Below are 17,721 nucleotides of genomic sequence, written 5' to 3'. Positions count from 1 at the left end.
GAATTCGGCATGAACGACGACAAAGACCCCAGCAACACCCCCGCCCCTGACGACGATCACCCTGTAGACACCAGTCGCCGTCGCTTTCTCGGCGGTGTTGCCGTGCTTGGCGTCGGTGCCACTTTAAGTGCCTGCGGCAGTCAGGGCGACGACACAGGCAAACCCGGCGAGCATCCTTTGTCCCCCGCGCAAATGGACAAGGCCCTGCATGACCAGGTGAAAACAGTGGTGGTGATCTACGCCGAGAACCGCAGCTTCAATAACCTGTTCGGCGACTTCCCAGGAGTCGAAAAGCCGCTGTCGGCGCTCAAGCCTGCCGAATATCAACAGCGTGATCGCGATGGCAGTCTGTTGCAGACGCTGCCACCAGTGTGGGGCGGCGTGCTGCAGATCGGCCCGCAAACCCTCGATGGTGTGACTTACCCCAGCGAAACCCAGTTTCAGGAACATCTGCCAAACGCGCCGTTTGCCCTCAAGGGCCCGAACGCTGAAGACTTGCCGTTGGGCCTGGTGACGCGTGACCTGTGGCACGTGTTCTATCAGAACCAGATGCAGATCAACGGCGGCAAGAATGACAGTTTCGTCGCGTGGGCCGACTCCGGCGGATTGACCATGGGTCATTACGCCCAGAGCCGATATTCCCTGCGCTTGTGGGACGTTGCCCGGGAGTTCGTTCTCTGCGATAACTTTTTCCAGGGTGCGTTCGGTGGCTCGTTTCTCAACCACCAGTACCTGATCAGCGCCACCGCACCGTTCTACCCCGACGCGGCCAACTCCGTGGCCAAGGCGCAGATCGCGACGCTGCAAAGCGATGACCCTCTGGATCCGCGTCTCAAACCGCTGGAGAAATCCCCCGCCAGCGCCATGACCGGCCCACCGCAATTCGGCCCTAGTGCACTGACGCCGGACGGCTATGGCGTCAATACACTCGCGCCGCCCTACTGGCCGACCTGGATTCGTGACCCGCAGCGCCCGGCGTACGCCAAGCCTGACCTGCCAAACGTGCTGGTCCCGCAGACCCACGAGCACATCGGCGACAAGCTTTCGAAAAAGAACATTGACTGGGCCTGGTACGCCGGGGGCTGGCAGGCGACGCTGGATCAGTACAAGGATTCTGGCGGCATTCCGAAAATCCCGAATTTCCAGTATCACCATCAGCCGTTCAACTACTTCAAACAGCAAGGGCCCGAAAACCCTGCCGAGCGCAACAAACGGCTGCGGGATGCGGGCCTGGGCGATGAGTCGAGCACCAACCTGTTCTTCGCCGATGCCGAGGCCGGCAAACTGCCGGCAGTGAGTTTCTACAAACCCCAGGGCAACCTGAACATGCACGCCGGTTACGCCGATGTGGCGTCCGGCGATCGGCACATTGTCCGCGCCCTGAAAGTGCTGCGTGAAAGTCCGCAGTGGAAAAACATGGTGGTCGTGGTCGCCGTCGATGAAAACGGTGGCTGGTGGGACCACGTAGCGCCGCCAAAAGGCGATCGCTGGGGACCGGGTTCGCGGGTGCCGGCTCTGGTGGTTTCGCCGTTTGCGCGCAAGGGCACGGTGGATCACACCGTCTACGACACGGCATCAATCCTGCGGCTGATCACGCGGGTGTTCGGGCTTGAGCAACTCGACGGACTCAAGCAGCGAGACCAGGCGATGATTGCTCGTGGGCAGAAGCCGATGGGCGACTTGACCAACGCGCTTGCGTTCAACGTCTGAGGGCTGGAACACACCCCGTCGAAAATAATAGCTCAATGCCACTACTTTTCTTTACCGCCCCGCTGCTCCAGGAATATCCTTGCGTTTTTTTGCAGGCCGTAAAGGGAGTTCATTGCAATGATCGTAGGGATTGACCTGGGGACCACCAACAGCCTTGTCGCCGTCTGGCGTGGAGAGTCCAGCGAATTGGTGCCCAATGCCTTGGGCCAGTTCCTCACACCCAGTGTGGTCGGCCTCGATGACCAGGGCCGCGTTTTGGTGGGCCAGGCCGCCCGTGAGCGTTTGCACACCCACTCTCGCCAGACCGCTTCGCTGTTCAAGCGCCACATGGGCAGCGCAACCGAAGTACGCCTCGGAGACCGAACTTTCCGTCCTGAGGAGCTTTCGGCGCTGGTGCTCAAAAGCCTGAAAGAAGACGTGGAACGAGCATTTGGCGAAACCGTGCACGAAGCCGTCATCAGCGTGCCGGCCTACTTCAGCGATGCCCAGCGCAAGGCGACGCGCATTGCCGGTGAGCTGGCCGGCCTGAAGGTCGAAAAGCTGATCAACGAGCCGACCGCGGCAGCCTTGGCTTACGGGCTGCACCATCGGGACAAGGAAACCTCGTTCCTGGTTTTCGACCTTGGCGGCGGCACGTTCGACGTGTCGATCCTGGAACTGTTCGATGGCGTCATGGAAGTGCGTGCCAGCGCCGGCGACAATTTCCTCGGTGGTGAGGATTTCGACAGCGTGCTGCTTGAGCACTTTCTCGAGCACCATCGCAACACCGACCACTTCCCCGACCGCGCCAGCATCATCCAGCCTCTGCGTCGCGAAGCCGAGCGCGTACGCAAAGCGTTGGGTCAAGACGCCAGCGCCGAATTCAGCCTGCGGGTCGATGGTCAGCAATGGACGCAAACCATCACCCAACAACAGTTGGCCACCCTCTACACACCGTTGCTCGAACGCCTGCGCACACCGATTGAACGGGCGCTGAGAGACGCGCGTATTCGCGTTAGTGACCTCGACGAAATCCTTCTGGTAGGCGGTACGACGCGCATGCCGCTGGTGCGCAAACTGGCCGCCGGGCTGTTCGGGCGTTTCCCCTCGATCAGCCTCGATCCGGACGAAGTCGTGGCCCATGGCGCGGCCATTCAAGCCGCGCTCAAGGCACGTTCCGCCGCGCTGGAAGAAGTGGTGCTGACGGACGTCTGTTCCTACACGTTGGGCATCGAGACATCGACCCAGATCGGCCAGCAATTCGAAAGTGGCCACTACCTGCCAATTATCGAGCGCAACAGCATCGTGCCGGTGAGCCGGGTCAAGACCGTCTACACCCTGCACGATAATCAGGAACACGTGCTGCTGAAGATTTATCAGGGCGAAAGCCGCCTGGTTAAAGACAACGTGGCGCTGGGCGAGCTGGACATCAAAGTACCCAAACGCAAGGCTGGCGAAGTCGCGCTGGACGTGCGCTTCACCTATGACAACAACGGTTTGCTCGAGGCCCAAGTGGTGGTGCCACTGACCGGTGACCTGCATTCGCTGGTGATCGAGAACAATCCCGGCGTGCTGACACCCGAGGAGATTCAGCAGCGGCTGACGGGCCTGGCGCTGCTGAAGATTCACCCGCGCGATCAGCAGGTCAACACGGTTTTGACCGCACGACTTGAGCGTCTCTATCAGGAAAGCCTGGGGCAGATGCGTGAACAGATAGGTCATTGGGCCAAACAGTTTCAGCACGTCCTTGATTCTCAGGACGAGCGCCGGATTCGTGAGGCGCGCAGTGAATTGACGCAGCAATTGAGCTCACTGGACAACGGCCTCTGGCAGTAAGGAGCGCCAACATGGATTGCTGGTCAGTGCTGCAATTGCCCGAAGACGCCGACGCGCGCACCATCAAGCGCAGTTATGCGCGACTGCTGAAAACCTTCCGGCCCGATGAAGATCCCGAAGGTTTCCAGCGCTTGCGCGAAGCCTACGAGCATGCGCTGGACGTTGCCCAATGGCGGGCCGAAAACGCTTCGCCCGAGCGCGAAGTTGCAATGGCCGAAGGCGCAGAACAGCCAAATCACGCCAACCTGCAGGCGTGGTCCGATGTGCTCGACCTTCAACCGCTGAACACCGAAAACCCTCCCTTTTTGCGCCCCTTGAAACTTGAAAGTCCGCCTCCTCTTCGCTCGCTGAACCTTGCACCTGCCCATGCCCAGCCATTGCACGAACCGCTTGCCGCGCCGCAGGAGTTAGCGGCGCGGGCATTGATCGACGGGCTCTCGGAACAGAACCTGACTGAACGCTGGGCGCAGGCGCAACAACAGCAATGCGCCCAAGCGTTTGAGCAGTTGCTGCTGGCGCTGTGCTTCGATCATCCGGGCCTGCGCAATCCGGTCGCCAAGTGGGCAGTCCAGCACCTCGATTGGTTGGCGCCCTGGCAAAACATCGAAATGACCGATTGGCAGCGAGACGCCCTCGCCAGCGGTTTGCTGCAGGATTATCGGCAGGCGTTGCAGGAATTGCTTGAAGGCGGCAAGGAGCGAGAGTTTCTTACCTTGCTCAAAAGCTACACGGCACAGCCCTGGCTACAAGTGTTCGATCGTCGCCAGGAATGGCAGCGAATCATCCTGCAACTGTTCAGCGATACCGAATGGAGCTTGCCGCTGTTTGACCGCGTCGGGCAGGTGTTTGGCTGGGACGACGAAAAAGGTATTCATCCAGAGCCCGCGTCGACCTGGGCGGCCTTGATCGAACGCTGCCATCAGGAGAGTTTTTACGAAAACCTGCGGGCCAAGGCGCAAGACAGCCGGACCTGGGCCGCCGACGTTCAGGCCGCGCATTTGCTGATCAACCCGATGAAGGATGGGCAGCAAAAGAAAATGATCGACGGCTTCGGCCAGAACGAATGGCAGGCCTGTCATGACCTGGCGCAAACCCTCAAGTGGCGCTATCCGCAATTGCGTTTACGGTTGCCCCATGCCGATGTCTTTCACTGGCGACGCTTTTTGCCGCGCCCCATCGCGGACGAAACCTGGGTGCAGGTCTGGGCGGGTATTGCCCTGGCGATGTTCTTGTTTTATCTGCCGACCGAGCACAAATCCCTGGGCTACAGCATCGGCATGCCGTTGATACTGGCCTTCGTTCCGGTCTGTTTCTTGCGCTTCGCCCTGAGCTGGTGGGTGCCGATCACGTCGCAATTTATCGTCCAGGATCTTTGGCTGACCGAGGGCCTCGTGCCCCGGCACTGGAACCCGGACACCCGTTGGCTGGTGATACGGCACGGCGCTCCACAAGCCGTGCTCGCGTTGCTGTTCGGGATCTTGCTGGGTTGGCCGGGCGTGGTGACTTACCTCGGCTTTATGCTGATCGGTCTCTTGCACAAACGGCGGATCGGTCAGCTGGACCCTGAACTCAGCGCCCGACGGCCATGGCTGACGGCGCTGCATTGGGCGCACTTCAGCCCGTTGCAGTTGGTGTTTTTGCTGTTCATGGTCGGGGTAATCCTCGCGTGCCTGATGTATTACCCGGACTATCACCTGACTCGTTTGAAGTTCAGTTGAGCGATTGTCGGCCGATCTGCTTAAGTAGCTATGGCCCGCGATCAACGCGGGTCCACGCTGAAAAGGATCTGAGCATGTTCAAACTGACAGGACTTACCCTCGCGGCCCTCACCCTGAGCGCCGCCGCTCACGCCGATGTCGATCTGAAACTGGGCAGCACCGAACGCGTCACGCGGCTGTTCGCCTACCCCAACAACTGCAACGTGATCTGCTTCCGTCATTGGACGCTTGAGCAGACTGTCGAGCATTACCTGACCCAAAGCGTGCAGCGCGATGGTTACAGCTCCGCGAAAGTGCGGGTCAAAACCGATAACGATCACCTCTACGCCGACATCAGCGGCGTGCCAAAGGGTTACGAAAAACCGTTGGCCGCGCTGCTCGATGCAGGCGACCTGGCCTATACCGGCGCCAAGAAACTCAATGCGGATGGCAAATGGGCCTACAACTGGTATCTGTTCCTGCCGCTGGGCATGGCCCTGGAAAATCGCAAAAGTGTCGAGCTGTTGCACTTCCCACCGGATTACTCCCTGACTCAGGCCCAGGATTACCTGCGCTCGGCCACCACGGATCGCTGGGCCACGCTGCTGACGGACAACGGTATTCCAGCCGCCCAGACGCCGGGCTATCAGACCATCATCGATATCGCGCCGATTGCCGCGCCGGCCAATGCGGGCAAGGATCTGGAAGGTGTCTACGGCTATTTCAAGGACTACCAGACCACCATGGTCAAGGAAGTCAGCCAGAACGCCCACGGTGCGGCATTGCCGATGGTTGCCTTCGGCGCGCCGGTGCGTAACTGGATCAAGCAGCAATATGGCCCGACCGTAAATGTCCTGGGCCTGGCCACAATCAGCCCGAGCGCCGGGGTGAACGTGTCGGTGCTGGGTTCCAACCACCCGAGTTATATCTGGTACGCCGCCGATCCGGCCACCTACACCGGCGAAGATGCCCAGGCCAAGGCCGACGCCGCGGGCCTGACAGTCATGGGGCAGGATTTGAGCGCCGCCTGTTGGCAAGCCGGCATGGGCAGCAAACCGGGCAGCGATCCTGCCGTTCAGCTGAAAAGCTGCACGCAGATGTGGCAGGTGACCCAGAAAGAAAAAACCTGCGAGCTGTTCTACACCTCGATCCGCAACCTGACACCGGAACAAGCCGTGGCCAAGTGCGCGACGCCGCCGATCCAGTCGCAGCTCAAACAGCTGCAAGCCCCGGCACCCGAGACAGCGGTGCCGGTGCCAGCACTGTAATCGCCTGTGCACGTTGCGCGTGAGCGATGGCTCACGCGCAACGGCATTCAGCTCATGCGCCCGATCACCTGCTCTTTTAGCGTCGGCGTAATCTCTGTCGAAACGCTCTACTGCGCTTCAACCGGACGCAGACGGTACTGCGGCGGCAGTTGCTCAAAACCGCTGATGGTCGTGTTCAGGCTTTTCCAGCGACCGTCCTTGATGCCATAGATGCAACCGTGGATCGACAGGCTCTGCCCGCGATGCCAGGCGTTTTGCACAATGCTGGTGTGCCCGACGTTGGCGACTTGCTGGATCACGTTGAGCTCGCAAAGACGGTCTACCCGCTCCTCTTCGGTCTCCAGCACGGCCAGTTCTTCACGCTTTTCGTAATAGAGGTCACGAATCGAGCGCAGCCAGCCGTCGATCAGCCCCAGCTGTCGGTCCTGCATCGAGGCGCGCACGCCGCCGCAGCCATAGTGGCCAGTGACGAGGATGTGTTTGACCTTGAGCACGTCGACCGCGTACTGAATCACCGACAGGCAATTGAGGTCGGTGTGCAGCACCACGTTGGCCACGTTGCGGTGGACGAACAGGTCGCCCGGCAACATGCCGACGATTTCGTTGGCCGGCACCCGGGCATCGGAACAGCCGATCCACAAGTATTCCGGCGTCTGTTGACGGGCCAGCTTGGAGAAGAAGTCCGGATCTTCCTGCTTGATCGCTTCGGCCCAGCGTTCGTTGTTATCAATCAGATCTTGTAATTCGTTCATGCTGTAAAGCCTCAAGAATGATGCGCTGGTTTGACAGACAACCGTCCGTCGAGGTCACGCGCTTGATGCAACTATGGCCGGTGGAATTCTCGGGAGCCCTGTGGGTCCACCTTAGTAAGGCCCACAGTATGAGGAATTGCCATGACTGATTCACGACGTCCGTACGATGCGGTGCAACCCGAGCCCATCGATGATAACGAAGACCGCATGGGCTCGCTGCATGAGCTGGATTTCGACGAGGAAGAGCCCAGCGCCAAAATCGGCGACGAGTTGCCGGAAAACGAACGCGAGCGATTGATGCCCCGCGAACGCGTGCGTGAGGCAGGAATGACAGGCGCCTCGACCGATGACCATGAACCCACCGATGACGACATGAGCCCGGAAACGTTAATTCATGAAGACGGCGCGCGGGATGCTCATGAGGCCGGTGAAGGCAATCAGGCAGATTGGGATTTAAGCATTGTCGATGAAGACGACATTGGTGGGGGCAATGGGCTGGATGAAGAGGAACTGGCGCGGCGCGATCCGATGGACGGTAATCGTTGATATTTAGTGCCACATCGCGGGCTTGCCCGCGATGCGCTTGAAGAGACTTAGTCCACCAGAGTGCAGGCCATGACAACTGCATCTTCGCGACCGCCAACCGCCGGGTAGTAATCCCGACGACGCCCGATCTCGTTAAAGCCATAACGCTCATACAACTTGAACGCGCCACGGTTGCTGTCGCGCACTTCCAGGAAGCACTCGCGCGCCTTGGCTTCATACGCCCGGGACATCAAATGCTCAAGCAGCGTCAAGCCCAGGCCACGCCCCTGGTTTTCCGGTTTGACGGTGATGTTCAGCAGGTGCGCTTCATCAAGGATGATCTGCACCACTCCATGACCAACCTGCTGCTGCCCTTCGAACATCAGCCAGATCTGGTACTTGCCCAGCCCGTCCAGAAAAATCCCGCGGGTCCAGGGGTGGCTGTACGCCGCGTATTCAATTTTCAGGACAGCGTCCAGGTCCGCCTCGGTCATCGGGCGAAACGATACAGCGTCACTCATTCGATTCTTTCCAACGCGCCATCAGCCGACGCATGGCTTGCCAGACATCAGCCTTACGCTGTGGCTCTTCCATTAATAATTCCAGGCCCGGCAGGGCCCAGACCGAGCCCAGGCCTTCGACCTGGAGTTCACGGTTGAAGGATTCGGCATTCGCCTCCCCGGCAAACCGCACCGCCGGCAGGCCGATCAGCCACACGCAGACGCACGGTGCGTCTTCCAGGCGTGCCGAAAGAAACCCCTGCACGAAATCACGGGCGGCTTCAGGACCTTGATCCATGGTGCCTCGCACCAGCAGCGGCCAGCGCACGGGCTCGCCGACAATCTGCGGGCTGTCCGGCAGACCGGCGGCACGCAGCATGTCCTTGAGCAACAAATAGGCGGGATCGCGGGTCTGGAAGGTTTCGCCTGTGGGTAACTCCACCAGCAGCAGGCAACGACCGGCGCGCAGCAATTGCAGGGCGAAACGCGGTGGCGGCACGACCGGAGCCTTGACCGCGGCAGGCGCCTCCTCTTCCTCGACCTTGGCGTTCGTGCGCGTGCTGGCGAGGGAAGGACGTGGCACCTCGACTTTCACCCGCTCGGCCGGTTTGACCACGGGTTCCACGGGCGCTTCGGCCACAGGAACCGGCACCACTGGCGCGACGACCAGCGGCTCGGGCATCTCCAGTAGCTCGGGGCGCGAAGGCGCGGCAAAGGGCAATTCGGTGCGCGGCAGCCAGTTGACCACCTGCATGGCGGTCAAATAGGCGCGGCGACGGGACTCGATAAGCAAAGGTCGGCCACTTGTGGATAACTAAAGTAGCGGTGATTCTACCGCCCTTCGCTAAAGATCGCCCGCTGTTGATCGATAGAAAACCGACACTCCGTCCCGAGAGTGAATCGACATGCCTGTGATGCAGTACAATCGCGGCTTTTAATCGCTAACCAGCCGGCCATTCCGATGATCGAACCCAAGCGCGTCTTGCGCGCCCTCGCTGAACACTGGGCACTTCTGGAGCCACTGTGCGAGCACTTCGACCAGGGCACCTTGAGCCTCAACGAATTGCGCACGCAGCTGGCCGCCCAGCAACTCGACAGTACGCCGCAGGACATCACCAGCCTGCTGGACGTGTGGATCCGCCTCGACATTCTGGTTCCCGTGGCGAAAAGCCCGAACCGTTTCGAGCTCAATGCACAGATTCACGACTTCCTCGCTTACCTACGCCGTGAGCACCGTCTGGGCCTGTGCCTGGAAATCGAAGCCTACTTGCGTCACCTCGAGCGTCTGGCCGGTTACATCCAGGACGCCTTCGACATTCGCGACGGCCACGACCTGGCGCGCCAGTTGCGTCTGCTCGACATGCGTGTGCGCGACGTCCTGAAGAAACTCGACAACGACGAACAGGCACTGGTAGCCGTGGCTGAACGGGCCAAGACCAGCGACCGGCAGATTCCCCTGCGTCAGCGTTACGCGGAAGTACTGGCGACCTGGGACGAATACGTCGAGCCGATGATCGATCTGGTGAATGCCGACGGCGCCTTCGAACAAGGCGTGCGCAAGGTCGAAACCGTGCTGCTGAAGATGCTCAGCGAACAGCAGCGCCTCGGCCACCTGGTCGATGACGACATGCTGCTGCGCACCCACGCGCGCATCCTCGAAATGCAGACCAGCGCGCAACTGACCTTGCGTCATGCCCGCGAACTGCTGCTGCCGCTGCGTGAAGAGGCCCGCCGCCACAACGCCGTGACCCGTGGCGCAGCGCTGGCCCTGTCGGCCATTCGCCGTAAAGGCATCGATGCGGTGCCACAAGCCGCGATGCCGATGTTCACCCGCCCGCAAAGCACCTTCCTCGGCAGCGCCAGTCAGGTCGAAGCCTACGTGTATGCCCTGGCCCGATTCGAGCCGAAACCGGCGCGCTTCCCCAAGGCCCACAAGACCCAGAAAGGCGAAGCGCCGCGCGCACCTCGCACGGTTCGGGAAATGCTCGAACGCTGCGAAGACGCCCTGCCGATGCCGGACCTGATGACCTGGCTGCTGGAGCAGGAACCTGACGGCGCCACCGACGAATTGCTGTATTGGTTCTCGCGCCTGTCTCGCGAGAAACGCTTCAAACGCGAGCGTCTGGAACGCCGCGATTACCACACTCATGAGCACCAGGTCAGCCTGCGCTCCTTCGCCCTGCTCTCGGCCCGCGACACCGCCGAGGATTCTGCGAGCACCCCACATGCATCTTGATCTAAACGAACTGTCCCAGCTGGCGCCGATCTTTCGCGAGCTGTTCAAGGGCTACCACGTCAGCCGCCGCGACCCGGAGCTGTACGCACAACTGTCGAACTTCCAGGACCAGTACCGCACGCTGTTCAAGGCATTGGGCTTTGAACTGGTCTGCGACACCCGTGGTTTCTATTACTTCGTCCCGGACCTGGCTGCCGCCGCAGTGAACAAGACGGCCCAGCGTCTGGCGCTGTTCACCTTCATCGTCGTCGAGCACCTGGCCGACCAGGGCCGTGACCCGGTCGCCGTGCTCGACGGTGGCAGCCTCGGTCGCGATGAATTGCCTTCCTTGCTGGAAAAGTACCGCGACCTGTTCATTCAGGCCGAAGTGCAAACCGTCGAAGAGCTGGAAGAAAAGATCATGCGACGCATGACTCAACTCGGCTTCGCCGGCGAAGAAAACGGCATCTACCGCTTCCTGCCGCCGATGCACCGCTTCCTCGACGTTTGCCTGTCGGTGCAGCAAGACCGCGATCTGGCGGCCAGCCTGCACAGCGTGTTGCCACTGCCGGTTCCGGTCTTGATCGATGACGACAGCGACGAAAAACTGCTGCAAACCGATGATCCGCTGGACCTCAGTGACTTCGAAGAAGAAAGCGAAGAAGACGCCATGGCCCGCGCCATTGCCGAAGAACAGGAGACCGACGCATGAGCAAGGAACGCTACGGCATCCGCCGCTTCGCCCTTTTGAATACCGCCGGATACAGCCTCGGGCTGTTTCCGCTGGAAGAACCGCTGTCGGTCTACGGCGCGAACAACCTCGGTAAATCCGCGTCGATCAACGCGCTGCAGTTCCCGATCCTGGCGCGCATGTCGGACATGAGTTTCGGCAAGTACAGCCTGGAACAATCCCGGCGTTTCTACTTTGCCTCGGACACCAGTTACATCCTCGTTGAAGTCTCGCTGCCCCACGGCCCACACGTGATCGGCGTGGTCGGTCGCGGCCCGGGCGGTGGTTTCGGTCACCAGTTCTTTGCCTATGCCGGCAAACTGGATCTGGCGCACTACCAGAAGAACGACACCTGCCTGCGCCAGAAAGAGCTGTTTACCAACCTTGAACGCGAAGGCCTCAAAGCCTACGAGCTCAAGCCGGATGAACTGCGCCGATTGCTGGTCGGTGGTCACACTTCGGTGCCGCTGGACCTGACGCTGATCCCGCTGCGCTCCACCAGCGAACAGAGCCTGAAGACTTTCCGCGCCCTGTTCATCAACCTGCTGCACATGCGCGAAATCACCGCGGCCAAGCTCAAGCAACTGTTCCTCGACGCCTTCGAACACAGCTTACGTTCCGGCAGTGTCGATTACATCGCAGCGTGTGAAGAAGCCTTCCGCGATGTGCGACGCATGGAGCAGGACTACAACTCGCTGGTCACCGCCGGCCCGTTGGTTGAAGCCCTCGCGGCAGGCGTGACCCAGCGCAATATCCTGCGCGGCAAATTGCACCGGATCTCGCCGCTGCTCGACTCGTTGCTCGGCACCTGGTCGGACTACGCCAGTGCGCGCAAGGAAGAGCTGACGATTCAGGCCGAACACTACCGCAACGAACAGGACGCGCTACAAAACGATCAGCGCGGCGGCACGCAAGAGTTGATGCGTCTGGAACGGGAAATCACCGGCATCCAGCGCTGGCTCGGTGAGCTGTCTGCACTGAAGAATCGTTTTGCCTTGGTCGATGACGTCAAAGTGCTGGAACAGCAATTGCTCGCGGCCAAAGATGCGCACGACGAACTGGCCGGTGCGCTGGCCCAGTCCCGGCAATTCAGCGCCGAGGACCTCGAAGAGCGTCTGCGCGATCTAGAAAAACGCCTGAAGTCGGTCAAGCAGCAACTCGATCACGCCGACAACAACAGCTACGCCCGTCTGCGCGAAGAGTTCTCGCAACAGGACGTCGAGCGCCTGATGCGCCTGTTCAACAGCGCGCTGTTCAGCCTGCCGCTGGGCGAGCACGGCATCACCCTGGACGAGGACGGTCAGTGGGTCAAATCCATGGAGCTGATCCTCGACGGCTTCAAAGGCGAGCGCTTCGAAGTGCCGGGCCTGTCGATCGACATCTCGAACATCGAGCCCCCTGCCCTGCAGGCCCTGGCTGACCGCGCGGCGTTGCGCGATCAGAAAGAACGTCTGGAAAAAGAACTCAAGCAACTCAAAACTCAAGCGGCCGTGGCCGCTGACCGCGCCGCGAGCAAGACCCAGACCGAAGCGCTGTACCAGCAGGTGCTGGATGCGCAGAAAGCCCTGGAAGATTTCCGTCGCACGCAGACCCTGAGCGCCGAAGAAGGCGACAAGCTCGAACAACTCGCGCAGATGGAAGCCGCGCAGGACGAATTGAAGCGTTCCAGCGATGCCTTCACCGAACGCGTCCAGCAACTGTCCGCCAAGCTTCAACTGGTTGGCCGGCAAATCGGCGACATGGAAGCCAAGCAACGCACCCTCGACGATGCCCTGCGCCGTCGTCAGTTGTTGCCGGCAGACCTGCCGTTCGGCACGCCGTTCATGGACCCGATCGACGACTCCATGGACAACCTGCTGCCGCTGCTCAATGACTATCAAGACAGCTGGCAAGGTTTGCAGCGTAGCGATGGTCAGATCGAAGCGCTGTATGCGCAGGTTCGCCTCAAGGGCGTGGCCAAGTTCGACAGCGAAGACGATATGGAGCGTCGACTGCAACTGCTGATCAACGCCTATGCACACCGCACCGACGAAGCCCTGACCCTTGGCAAAGCGCGCCGTGCGGCGGTCACCGACATCGCCCGGACCCTGCGCAACATCCGCAGCGACTACGACAGCCTTGAGCATCAATTGGCGCTGTTCAACCGCGAGATCAACAAGCGTCAGGTTTCCAACCTGCAGAGCTTCCGCATCGTGCTGGCGCCGAACAAGGAAGCGCTCAAGCACATCGACCAGATCATCCACAGCGCCGGCCAGTACGAAGAAGGCGAAACCCTCTCCGTCTTCGACCTGAGCCAAAGCGCCGAGCAGGACAACAAGAACGAAGAGGCCAAGGAATACCTGGCGCGGCTGGTGGCGGCGAACCACAACCAGCTCGGCCTCAAGGACTTGTTCGAGCTGGCGTTCGAAATCACCAAGGTCAACGGCCAGCCAGTGATCCACACCGACATCGATGGCGCGGCGTCCAACGGCACCACGATGACCATCAAGGCGCTGACCAACATGTATCTGTTGCTGCACTTGATGGACCGCGATCAGGCCGGTCGCGTACGCCTGCCGTACTACCTCGACGAAGCGGCGGACATCGACGAGAAGAACCAGGCCGCGCTGCTGGAAACCAGCCTGCAACTGGGCTTCGTGCCGATTCTGGCAAGCGTGAAGCCACAGGTCTGCGCCAGTGTGGCGATTGACCTGGAAGGGGGTAGCGGACCGAACGGGATCTACATCGATGAGGCGGACTGGAAGTACATTCGTCGTCACGATGAGGTGAAGGCGGTGGTTAACGTTGAAGCGGATGAGCCGGAGCTGGATGCAGTCTGATCTGCGTTAATCGAAGGCAATAAAAAAGGCCGCGATCCAATGGATCGCGGCCTTTTTCATGCCTGCTGCTTTGGGCTTACTTGCCGATTGATATCTTTGGCGCCCACGTCAGCCACTCATCTTCAAACTTGTCGAAGAGCGGGAAGGTTTGCTCGGCCCGCGCCGGGCTCCCCATGCGCTCACCGTCCGGCGTAGCAAAGGCAATACCACCCTGCATCAGCGTCTCAAGCGATTCGGTACGAACCGTCGCGCCTTTGAACAAGCCATAGTCAAAACCGAAACCACTGGTGTTCCAGAAACGCGTGCCGCTGCGCACCAATGGCGCGTACTTTGGCTCGATCAGGATGTGCACCAATACACGATCTGCCGTCTGACCAAGTTCGTAGCTTGTCACTTTGCCGACAGTGACCTCACGATAGGTGACAGGCACACCGATCTTCAACGAGCCACGGCGAGCAGCACTCAACACCAGGCTCAAACCGGCTTCTTGCTTGGCGACTTCCGGTGGACTGGCCAAGGCGACGAAGTTTTTCTGCGGCCCAAGATTTTTCGCTGCCGGCTGCACTTCGATGTATTGACCCGTGACCAGGGTCTCGAGGTTAGAGGTCTTGATCAGCCCCAATTCAGGTTTGACCACCCAGAACTGGCTGCCGACCCGGGCGATGCGCTCAGGGACTTCGGTGATCCGCGCGGTGAGCAGAACCGATTGCAGGTCATCGCTGAGGTCGACGTCTTCAACCTTGCCAACGTCAAGGCCTTTGAATCTCACCGCCGTGCCGCTGTGTAAGCCGTCAGCACGGTCAACCTTGATGGTCACCACGGTGCCTTTGAGGTTCGCCTCCTCATGGCTGGCGAACAGACGGAAACGAGGAATGCGTTTCTGCAATGGCGCTTTGGCTTGCGGGGTTTCGAACGCAATGCCGCCGGCCATCAGGCTTTGCAGCGACTCACTTTTGACCTGGATCCCGCCGGTCAATCCGCCCGTGAGCGTGATACCGCTGGCATTCCAGAAACGCGTCGATGCATTGACCAGTCCTTCGTATTCTTTCTCGATATGGACACCGATGACCAATTGCTTCTTCTTCTTGGAGAACTGATAGCTCTGAACCGAACCGACCTTGACCTGTTTGTAGAGAATCGGGCTGCCGACTTCCAGTGAACCGAGGTTTTCGGTGAACAACACCAGGTGCAGACCCGGTGAGCGCAAGTCCAGCGGCGGCGCTTTCGGACGCGCCACGAACTCACGTTGCGGCGCCGAACCTTTGTCGCCCGGTCGTACGGCGATGTAGTTACCTTTGACCAAGGCTTCCAGGCCGGTGATGCCGGCGAGCGAGATCGACGGTTTGACCACCCAGAACTGAGTGCCTTCAACCAGATAATCTTCGGCCAATGGATCAAGGGTCAACTCGGCCGTGGCAGCGGACAGGTCCGGATCGATCTTCAGGGCTTTGAGATTACCGACCTGAATGCCTTTGTACATAACCGGCGTGCGACCGGCCTGCAAGCCTTCGAAGTCACTGAGCTTGACCTTCACCCGAATACCCGCGGCGGCGGCGTCGAAGTCTTCATAGAGACGGAACGGCAGGCTTGGATCGGTCGGCGGGCTGTCCTTGCGGTTTTCTGGCGTGGCGAACGCGATGCCGCCGGCGACGATACTGGCCAGGGATTCGCTTCGCACTTTCACACCCGACAGGTTGGCGTCGATGCTGATGCCGCTGGCGTTCCAGAAACGCGTATGTTTGCGCACCAGGTTGGCGTAGGTCGGCTCAATGAAGACTTTGAGCTCAACGGTACTTTGATCTTCGGAGAGCACGTAGCTTTTGACCTGGCCGACCTTGATCTGCTTATAGAACACCGGGCTGCCGCGATTCAGCGAGCCGAGACGATCAGCCTTGATCGTCAGGTGCAGACCGGGTTTGGCGTCGGACAGCGGTGGTTCTTCTGCCAGTGCTTTGAACTTGCGGGTGGGTTCACCTTCGCCGGGACTGACGGCGACGTAGTTACCCGAGACGAGGGTCTCCAGCCCGGTGATACCGGCGAGCGTCACGCTTGGTTTGATCAGCCAGAAGCGTGTGCCCGTCTTGAGGTAGGGCTCAACGTCCTTGTTCATCTCAATGGTGGCGATCACCCCTTTTGAGCTGCCTTCGTCATCGAGCTTGAGGGCTTTAACCTTGCCGACCGACATGCCTTTGTAGACCACCTCGGTTTTGTTGGCCTGAATGCCTTCACCGCTTTCGAAGCGCACCTGAATCTCGATGCCGTTTTCGCTATAGGCACGCCAGCCGAGCCAGCCACCGATGATCAACGCTATGAGGGGCAATACCCAGATGGCAGACCAGTTCGAGGCCGGTCGTGTTTTAGCTGTAGGCAAGTCATTCATGGTCGTCGTCCGACTCCGTGTTATCCCAAATCAGTCGGGGATCGAAAGTTACTGCGGCAAGCATCGTCAAAATCACCACACTGGCGAAAGCGATGGCGCCAAGATTGGCTTCGACGCTGGCAAGCCGTCCAAAATTCACGACCGCCACCAAGATGGCGATCACAAAGATGTCCAGCATCGACCAGCGACCGATGAACTCGATGAAACGGTACATCCAGATCCGCTGTCGTGCCGAAAGGGGTTGGTGGCGCTGCACCGAAAACAGCAGCAACGCGATACCCACCAGCTTGAACGTAGGTACCAGAATGCTGGCGATAAAAACCACGGCGGCGATGGGAATCATGCCGTGCTGAACCAACTGAATGACGCCGGACATGATGGTGCTCGGATCACCCTGCCCCAAGGAACTGACGGTCATGATCGGCAGTACGTTGGCCGGGATATAGAGAATCGCGGCGGTTATCAGCAGCGCCCAGGTCCGCACTAGACTGTTCGGCCGACGGGCATGCACGAGCGCACCACAACGGGTGCAGCTCTGCTCGTCGGCATCTTCTTGCTGCTTGTTCAATTCATGACATTCGGCACAAATCAGAATGCCCGCATCAATCGCCCGCATGGGCATCCTCTCCTGACAAAGCCTGCCAAATCTGATGAGGCGACATCACCACCTCCAACCAGACCTGGACCAACAACAAACCGATAAAGCACGCTAATCCAAGGCCTACGGTAATGGATGCCATATCTGCCAGTTTGACGATCGCCACCAGTACGCCCATGAGGTAAACCTCGAGCATCCCCCAGTCCCGTAGATGGTGATAAATGCGGTAGATCAGCAAACCGTAGCTGCGTCCGATATCAAAGCGGATGCTCAACAACACCATTAATTGGCAGAGCAACTTGAGCAACGGGATCCCCATGCTGCACAGGAATACAACCACCGAGACGCCTTGCATGCCGGTATCGAACAGGCCGACAACGCCAGTCCAGACGGTATCTTGCGAGGATTGCCCGAGTAGATTGAGCTGCATGATGGGTAAAAAGTTCGCCGGGATGTACAACAATAAAGCGGCGATGACCAAAGCGAGACTGCGCTGCACGACATTATGTCTATGAGCATAGAGCTCGTAGCCGCAGCGCGGGCAGAGTGCTTTCTCACCTCGGGCGAGTTCGGGCTTGCGCATCAGCAAGTCGCACTCATGACACGCCACCAGGTCGTCCAGCGGTAATTCTGACAGCCTTGAGGTGTCAACCGGATCTGGCATAAAAGGCTCTGGCTCCGAAAAAGTTGGGCCTATTCTAGTGTCATGAAC

At 59.8% G+C, this 17,721-nt stretch carries 14 protein-coding genes; 8 read left to right on the top strand and 6 right to left on the bottom strand.

The annotated features are described in order from the left end of the window. The first annotated feature begins 9 nt into the window (after nucleotides 1-9). From BLQ41_RS09690 to BLQ41_RS09675, 4 genes are all read left to right on the top strand, one after another. Entirely contained in the window at nucleotides 10-1,710 is a 1,701-nt protein-coding gene (locus tag BLQ41_RS09690) for an acid phosphatase (RefSeq protein WP_090179984.1), read from the top strand. Nucleotides 1,711-1,827: 117 nt separating this feature from the next. Then, complete coding sequence (locus BLQ41_RS09685; protein ID WP_090179981.1) at nucleotides 1,828-3,525, top strand: molecular chaperone HscC; 1,698 nt, start codon at nucleotides 1,828-1,830, stop codon at nucleotides 3,523-3,525. 11 nt (nucleotides 3,526-3,536) lie between these two features. Then, a complete protein-coding gene (locus tag BLQ41_RS09680) occupies nucleotides 3,537-5,243 on the top strand; it encodes a J domain-containing protein (RefSeq protein WP_090179978.1) in 1,707 nt (568 codons plus the stop codon). Between the two features lie 74 nt (nucleotides 5,244-5,317). Beyond that, nucleotides 5,318-6,490: a hypothetical protein gene (locus tag BLQ41_RS09675; RefSeq protein WP_090179975.1), complete on the top strand. Its 1,173-nt coding sequence runs from the start codon at nucleotides 5,318-5,320 to the stop codon at nucleotides 6,488-6,490. A 107-nt stretch (nucleotides 6,491-6,597) separates the two neighbouring features. Here BLQ41_RS09675 and can read toward each other — a convergent pair whose 3' ends face one another. Further along, nucleotides 6,598-7,242, bottom strand: a complete 645-nt coding sequence (gene can / locus BLQ41_RS09670; protein WP_090179972.1) for a carbonate dehydratase — start codon at nucleotides 7,240-7,242, stop codon at nucleotides 6,598-6,600. A gap of 141 nt (nucleotides 7,243-7,383) precedes the next feature. On the opposite strand from can, the gene BLQ41_RS09665 reads away from it, so the two are divergent. Next, the gene (locus tag BLQ41_RS09665; protein WP_090179970.1) at nucleotides 7,384-7,788 is read left to right on the top strand and encodes a serine kinase/phosphatase; all 405 of its coding nucleotides are present in this window, start codon (nucleotides 7,384-7,386) and stop codon (nucleotides 7,786-7,788) included. A 47-nt stretch (nucleotides 7,789-7,835) separates the two neighbouring features. Here BLQ41_RS09665 and rimI read toward each other — a convergent pair whose 3' ends face one another. After that, on the bottom strand, nucleotides 7,836-8,288 hold the full coding sequence (rimI, locus tag BLQ41_RS09660) for a ribosomal protein S18-alanine N-acetyltransferase (RefSeq protein WP_090179968.1): 453 nt from the start codon (nucleotides 8,286-8,288) through the stop codon (nucleotides 7,836-7,838). Beyond that, a complete protein-coding gene (locus BLQ41_RS09655; protein ID WP_090179965.1) occupies nucleotides 8,281-9,021 on the bottom strand; it encodes an energy transducer TonB in 741 nt (246 codons plus the stop codon). The genes rimI and BLQ41_RS09655 overlap by 8 nt, the downstream gene beginning before the upstream one ends. 207 nt (nucleotides 9,022-9,228) lie before the next feature. Here BLQ41_RS09655 and mksB point away from each other — a divergent pair, with 207 nt between their 5' ends. The 3 genes from mksB to mksF are packed head-to-tail and all read left to right on the top strand — an operon-like array spanning nucleotide 9,229 to nucleotide 14,031. Then, nucleotides 9,229-10,503, top strand: coding sequence for an Mks condensin complex protein MksB (gene mksB / locus BLQ41_RS09650; RefSeq protein ID WP_167360476.1), 1,275 nt, complete (start codon nucleotides 9,229-9,231; stop codon nucleotides 10,501-10,503). Next, nucleotides 10,493-11,194 carry an Mks condensin complex protein MksE gene (mksE, locus tag BLQ41_RS09645; RefSeq protein ID WP_090179959.1) on the top strand — a complete coding sequence of 234 codons (702 nt, stop codon included), beginning with the start codon at nucleotides 10,493-10,495 and terminating at the stop codon, nucleotides 11,192-11,194. The genes mksB and mksE overlap by 11 nt, the downstream gene beginning before the upstream one ends. After that, on the top strand, nucleotides 11,191-14,031 hold the full coding sequence (gene mksF, locus BLQ41_RS09640; protein ID WP_090179957.1) for an Mks condensin complex protein MksF: 2,841 nt from the start codon (nucleotides 11,191-11,193) through the stop codon (nucleotides 14,029-14,031). Before mksE ends, mksF begins: the two co-directional genes overlap by 4 nt. A 76-nt stretch (nucleotides 14,032-14,107) precedes the next feature. Here the strand turns inward: mksF and BLQ41_RS09635 are convergent, their stop codons facing one another. The 3 genes from BLQ41_RS09635 to BLQ41_RS09625 are packed head-to-tail and all read right to left on the bottom strand — an operon-like array spanning nucleotide 14,108 to nucleotide 17,673. Next, the gene (locus BLQ41_RS09635) at nucleotides 14,108-16,411 is read right to left on the bottom strand and encodes a PqiB family protein (protein WP_090179954.1); all 2,304 of its coding nucleotides are present in this window, start codon (nucleotides 16,409-16,411) and stop codon (nucleotides 14,108-14,110) included. Continuing rightward, complete coding sequence (locus BLQ41_RS09630) at nucleotides 16,404-17,027, bottom strand: paraquat-inducible protein A (RefSeq protein WP_090179951.1); 624 nt, start codon at nucleotides 17,025-17,027, stop codon at nucleotides 16,404-16,406. The genes BLQ41_RS09635 and BLQ41_RS09630 overlap by 8 nt, the downstream gene beginning before the upstream one ends. Continuing rightward, complete coding sequence (locus BLQ41_RS09625; RefSeq protein ID WP_090179949.1) at nucleotides 17,014-17,673, bottom strand: paraquat-inducible protein A; 660 nt, start codon at nucleotides 17,671-17,673, stop codon at nucleotides 17,014-17,016. The genes BLQ41_RS09630 and BLQ41_RS09625 overlap by 14 nt, the downstream gene beginning before the upstream one ends. Nucleotides 17,674-17,721: the final 48 nt, after the last annotated feature.

The organism is Pseudomonas arsenicoxydans (assembly GCF_900103875.1).
In the GTDB taxonomy this organism is placed as follows: Bacteria; Pseudomonadota; Gammaproteobacteria; order Pseudomonadales; family Pseudomonadaceae; genus Aquipseudomonas; species Aquipseudomonas arsenicoxydans.
The sequence above is the reverse complement of the archived record's forward strand: the minus strand, read 5'-3'. Positions and strand labels throughout refer to the sequence as shown.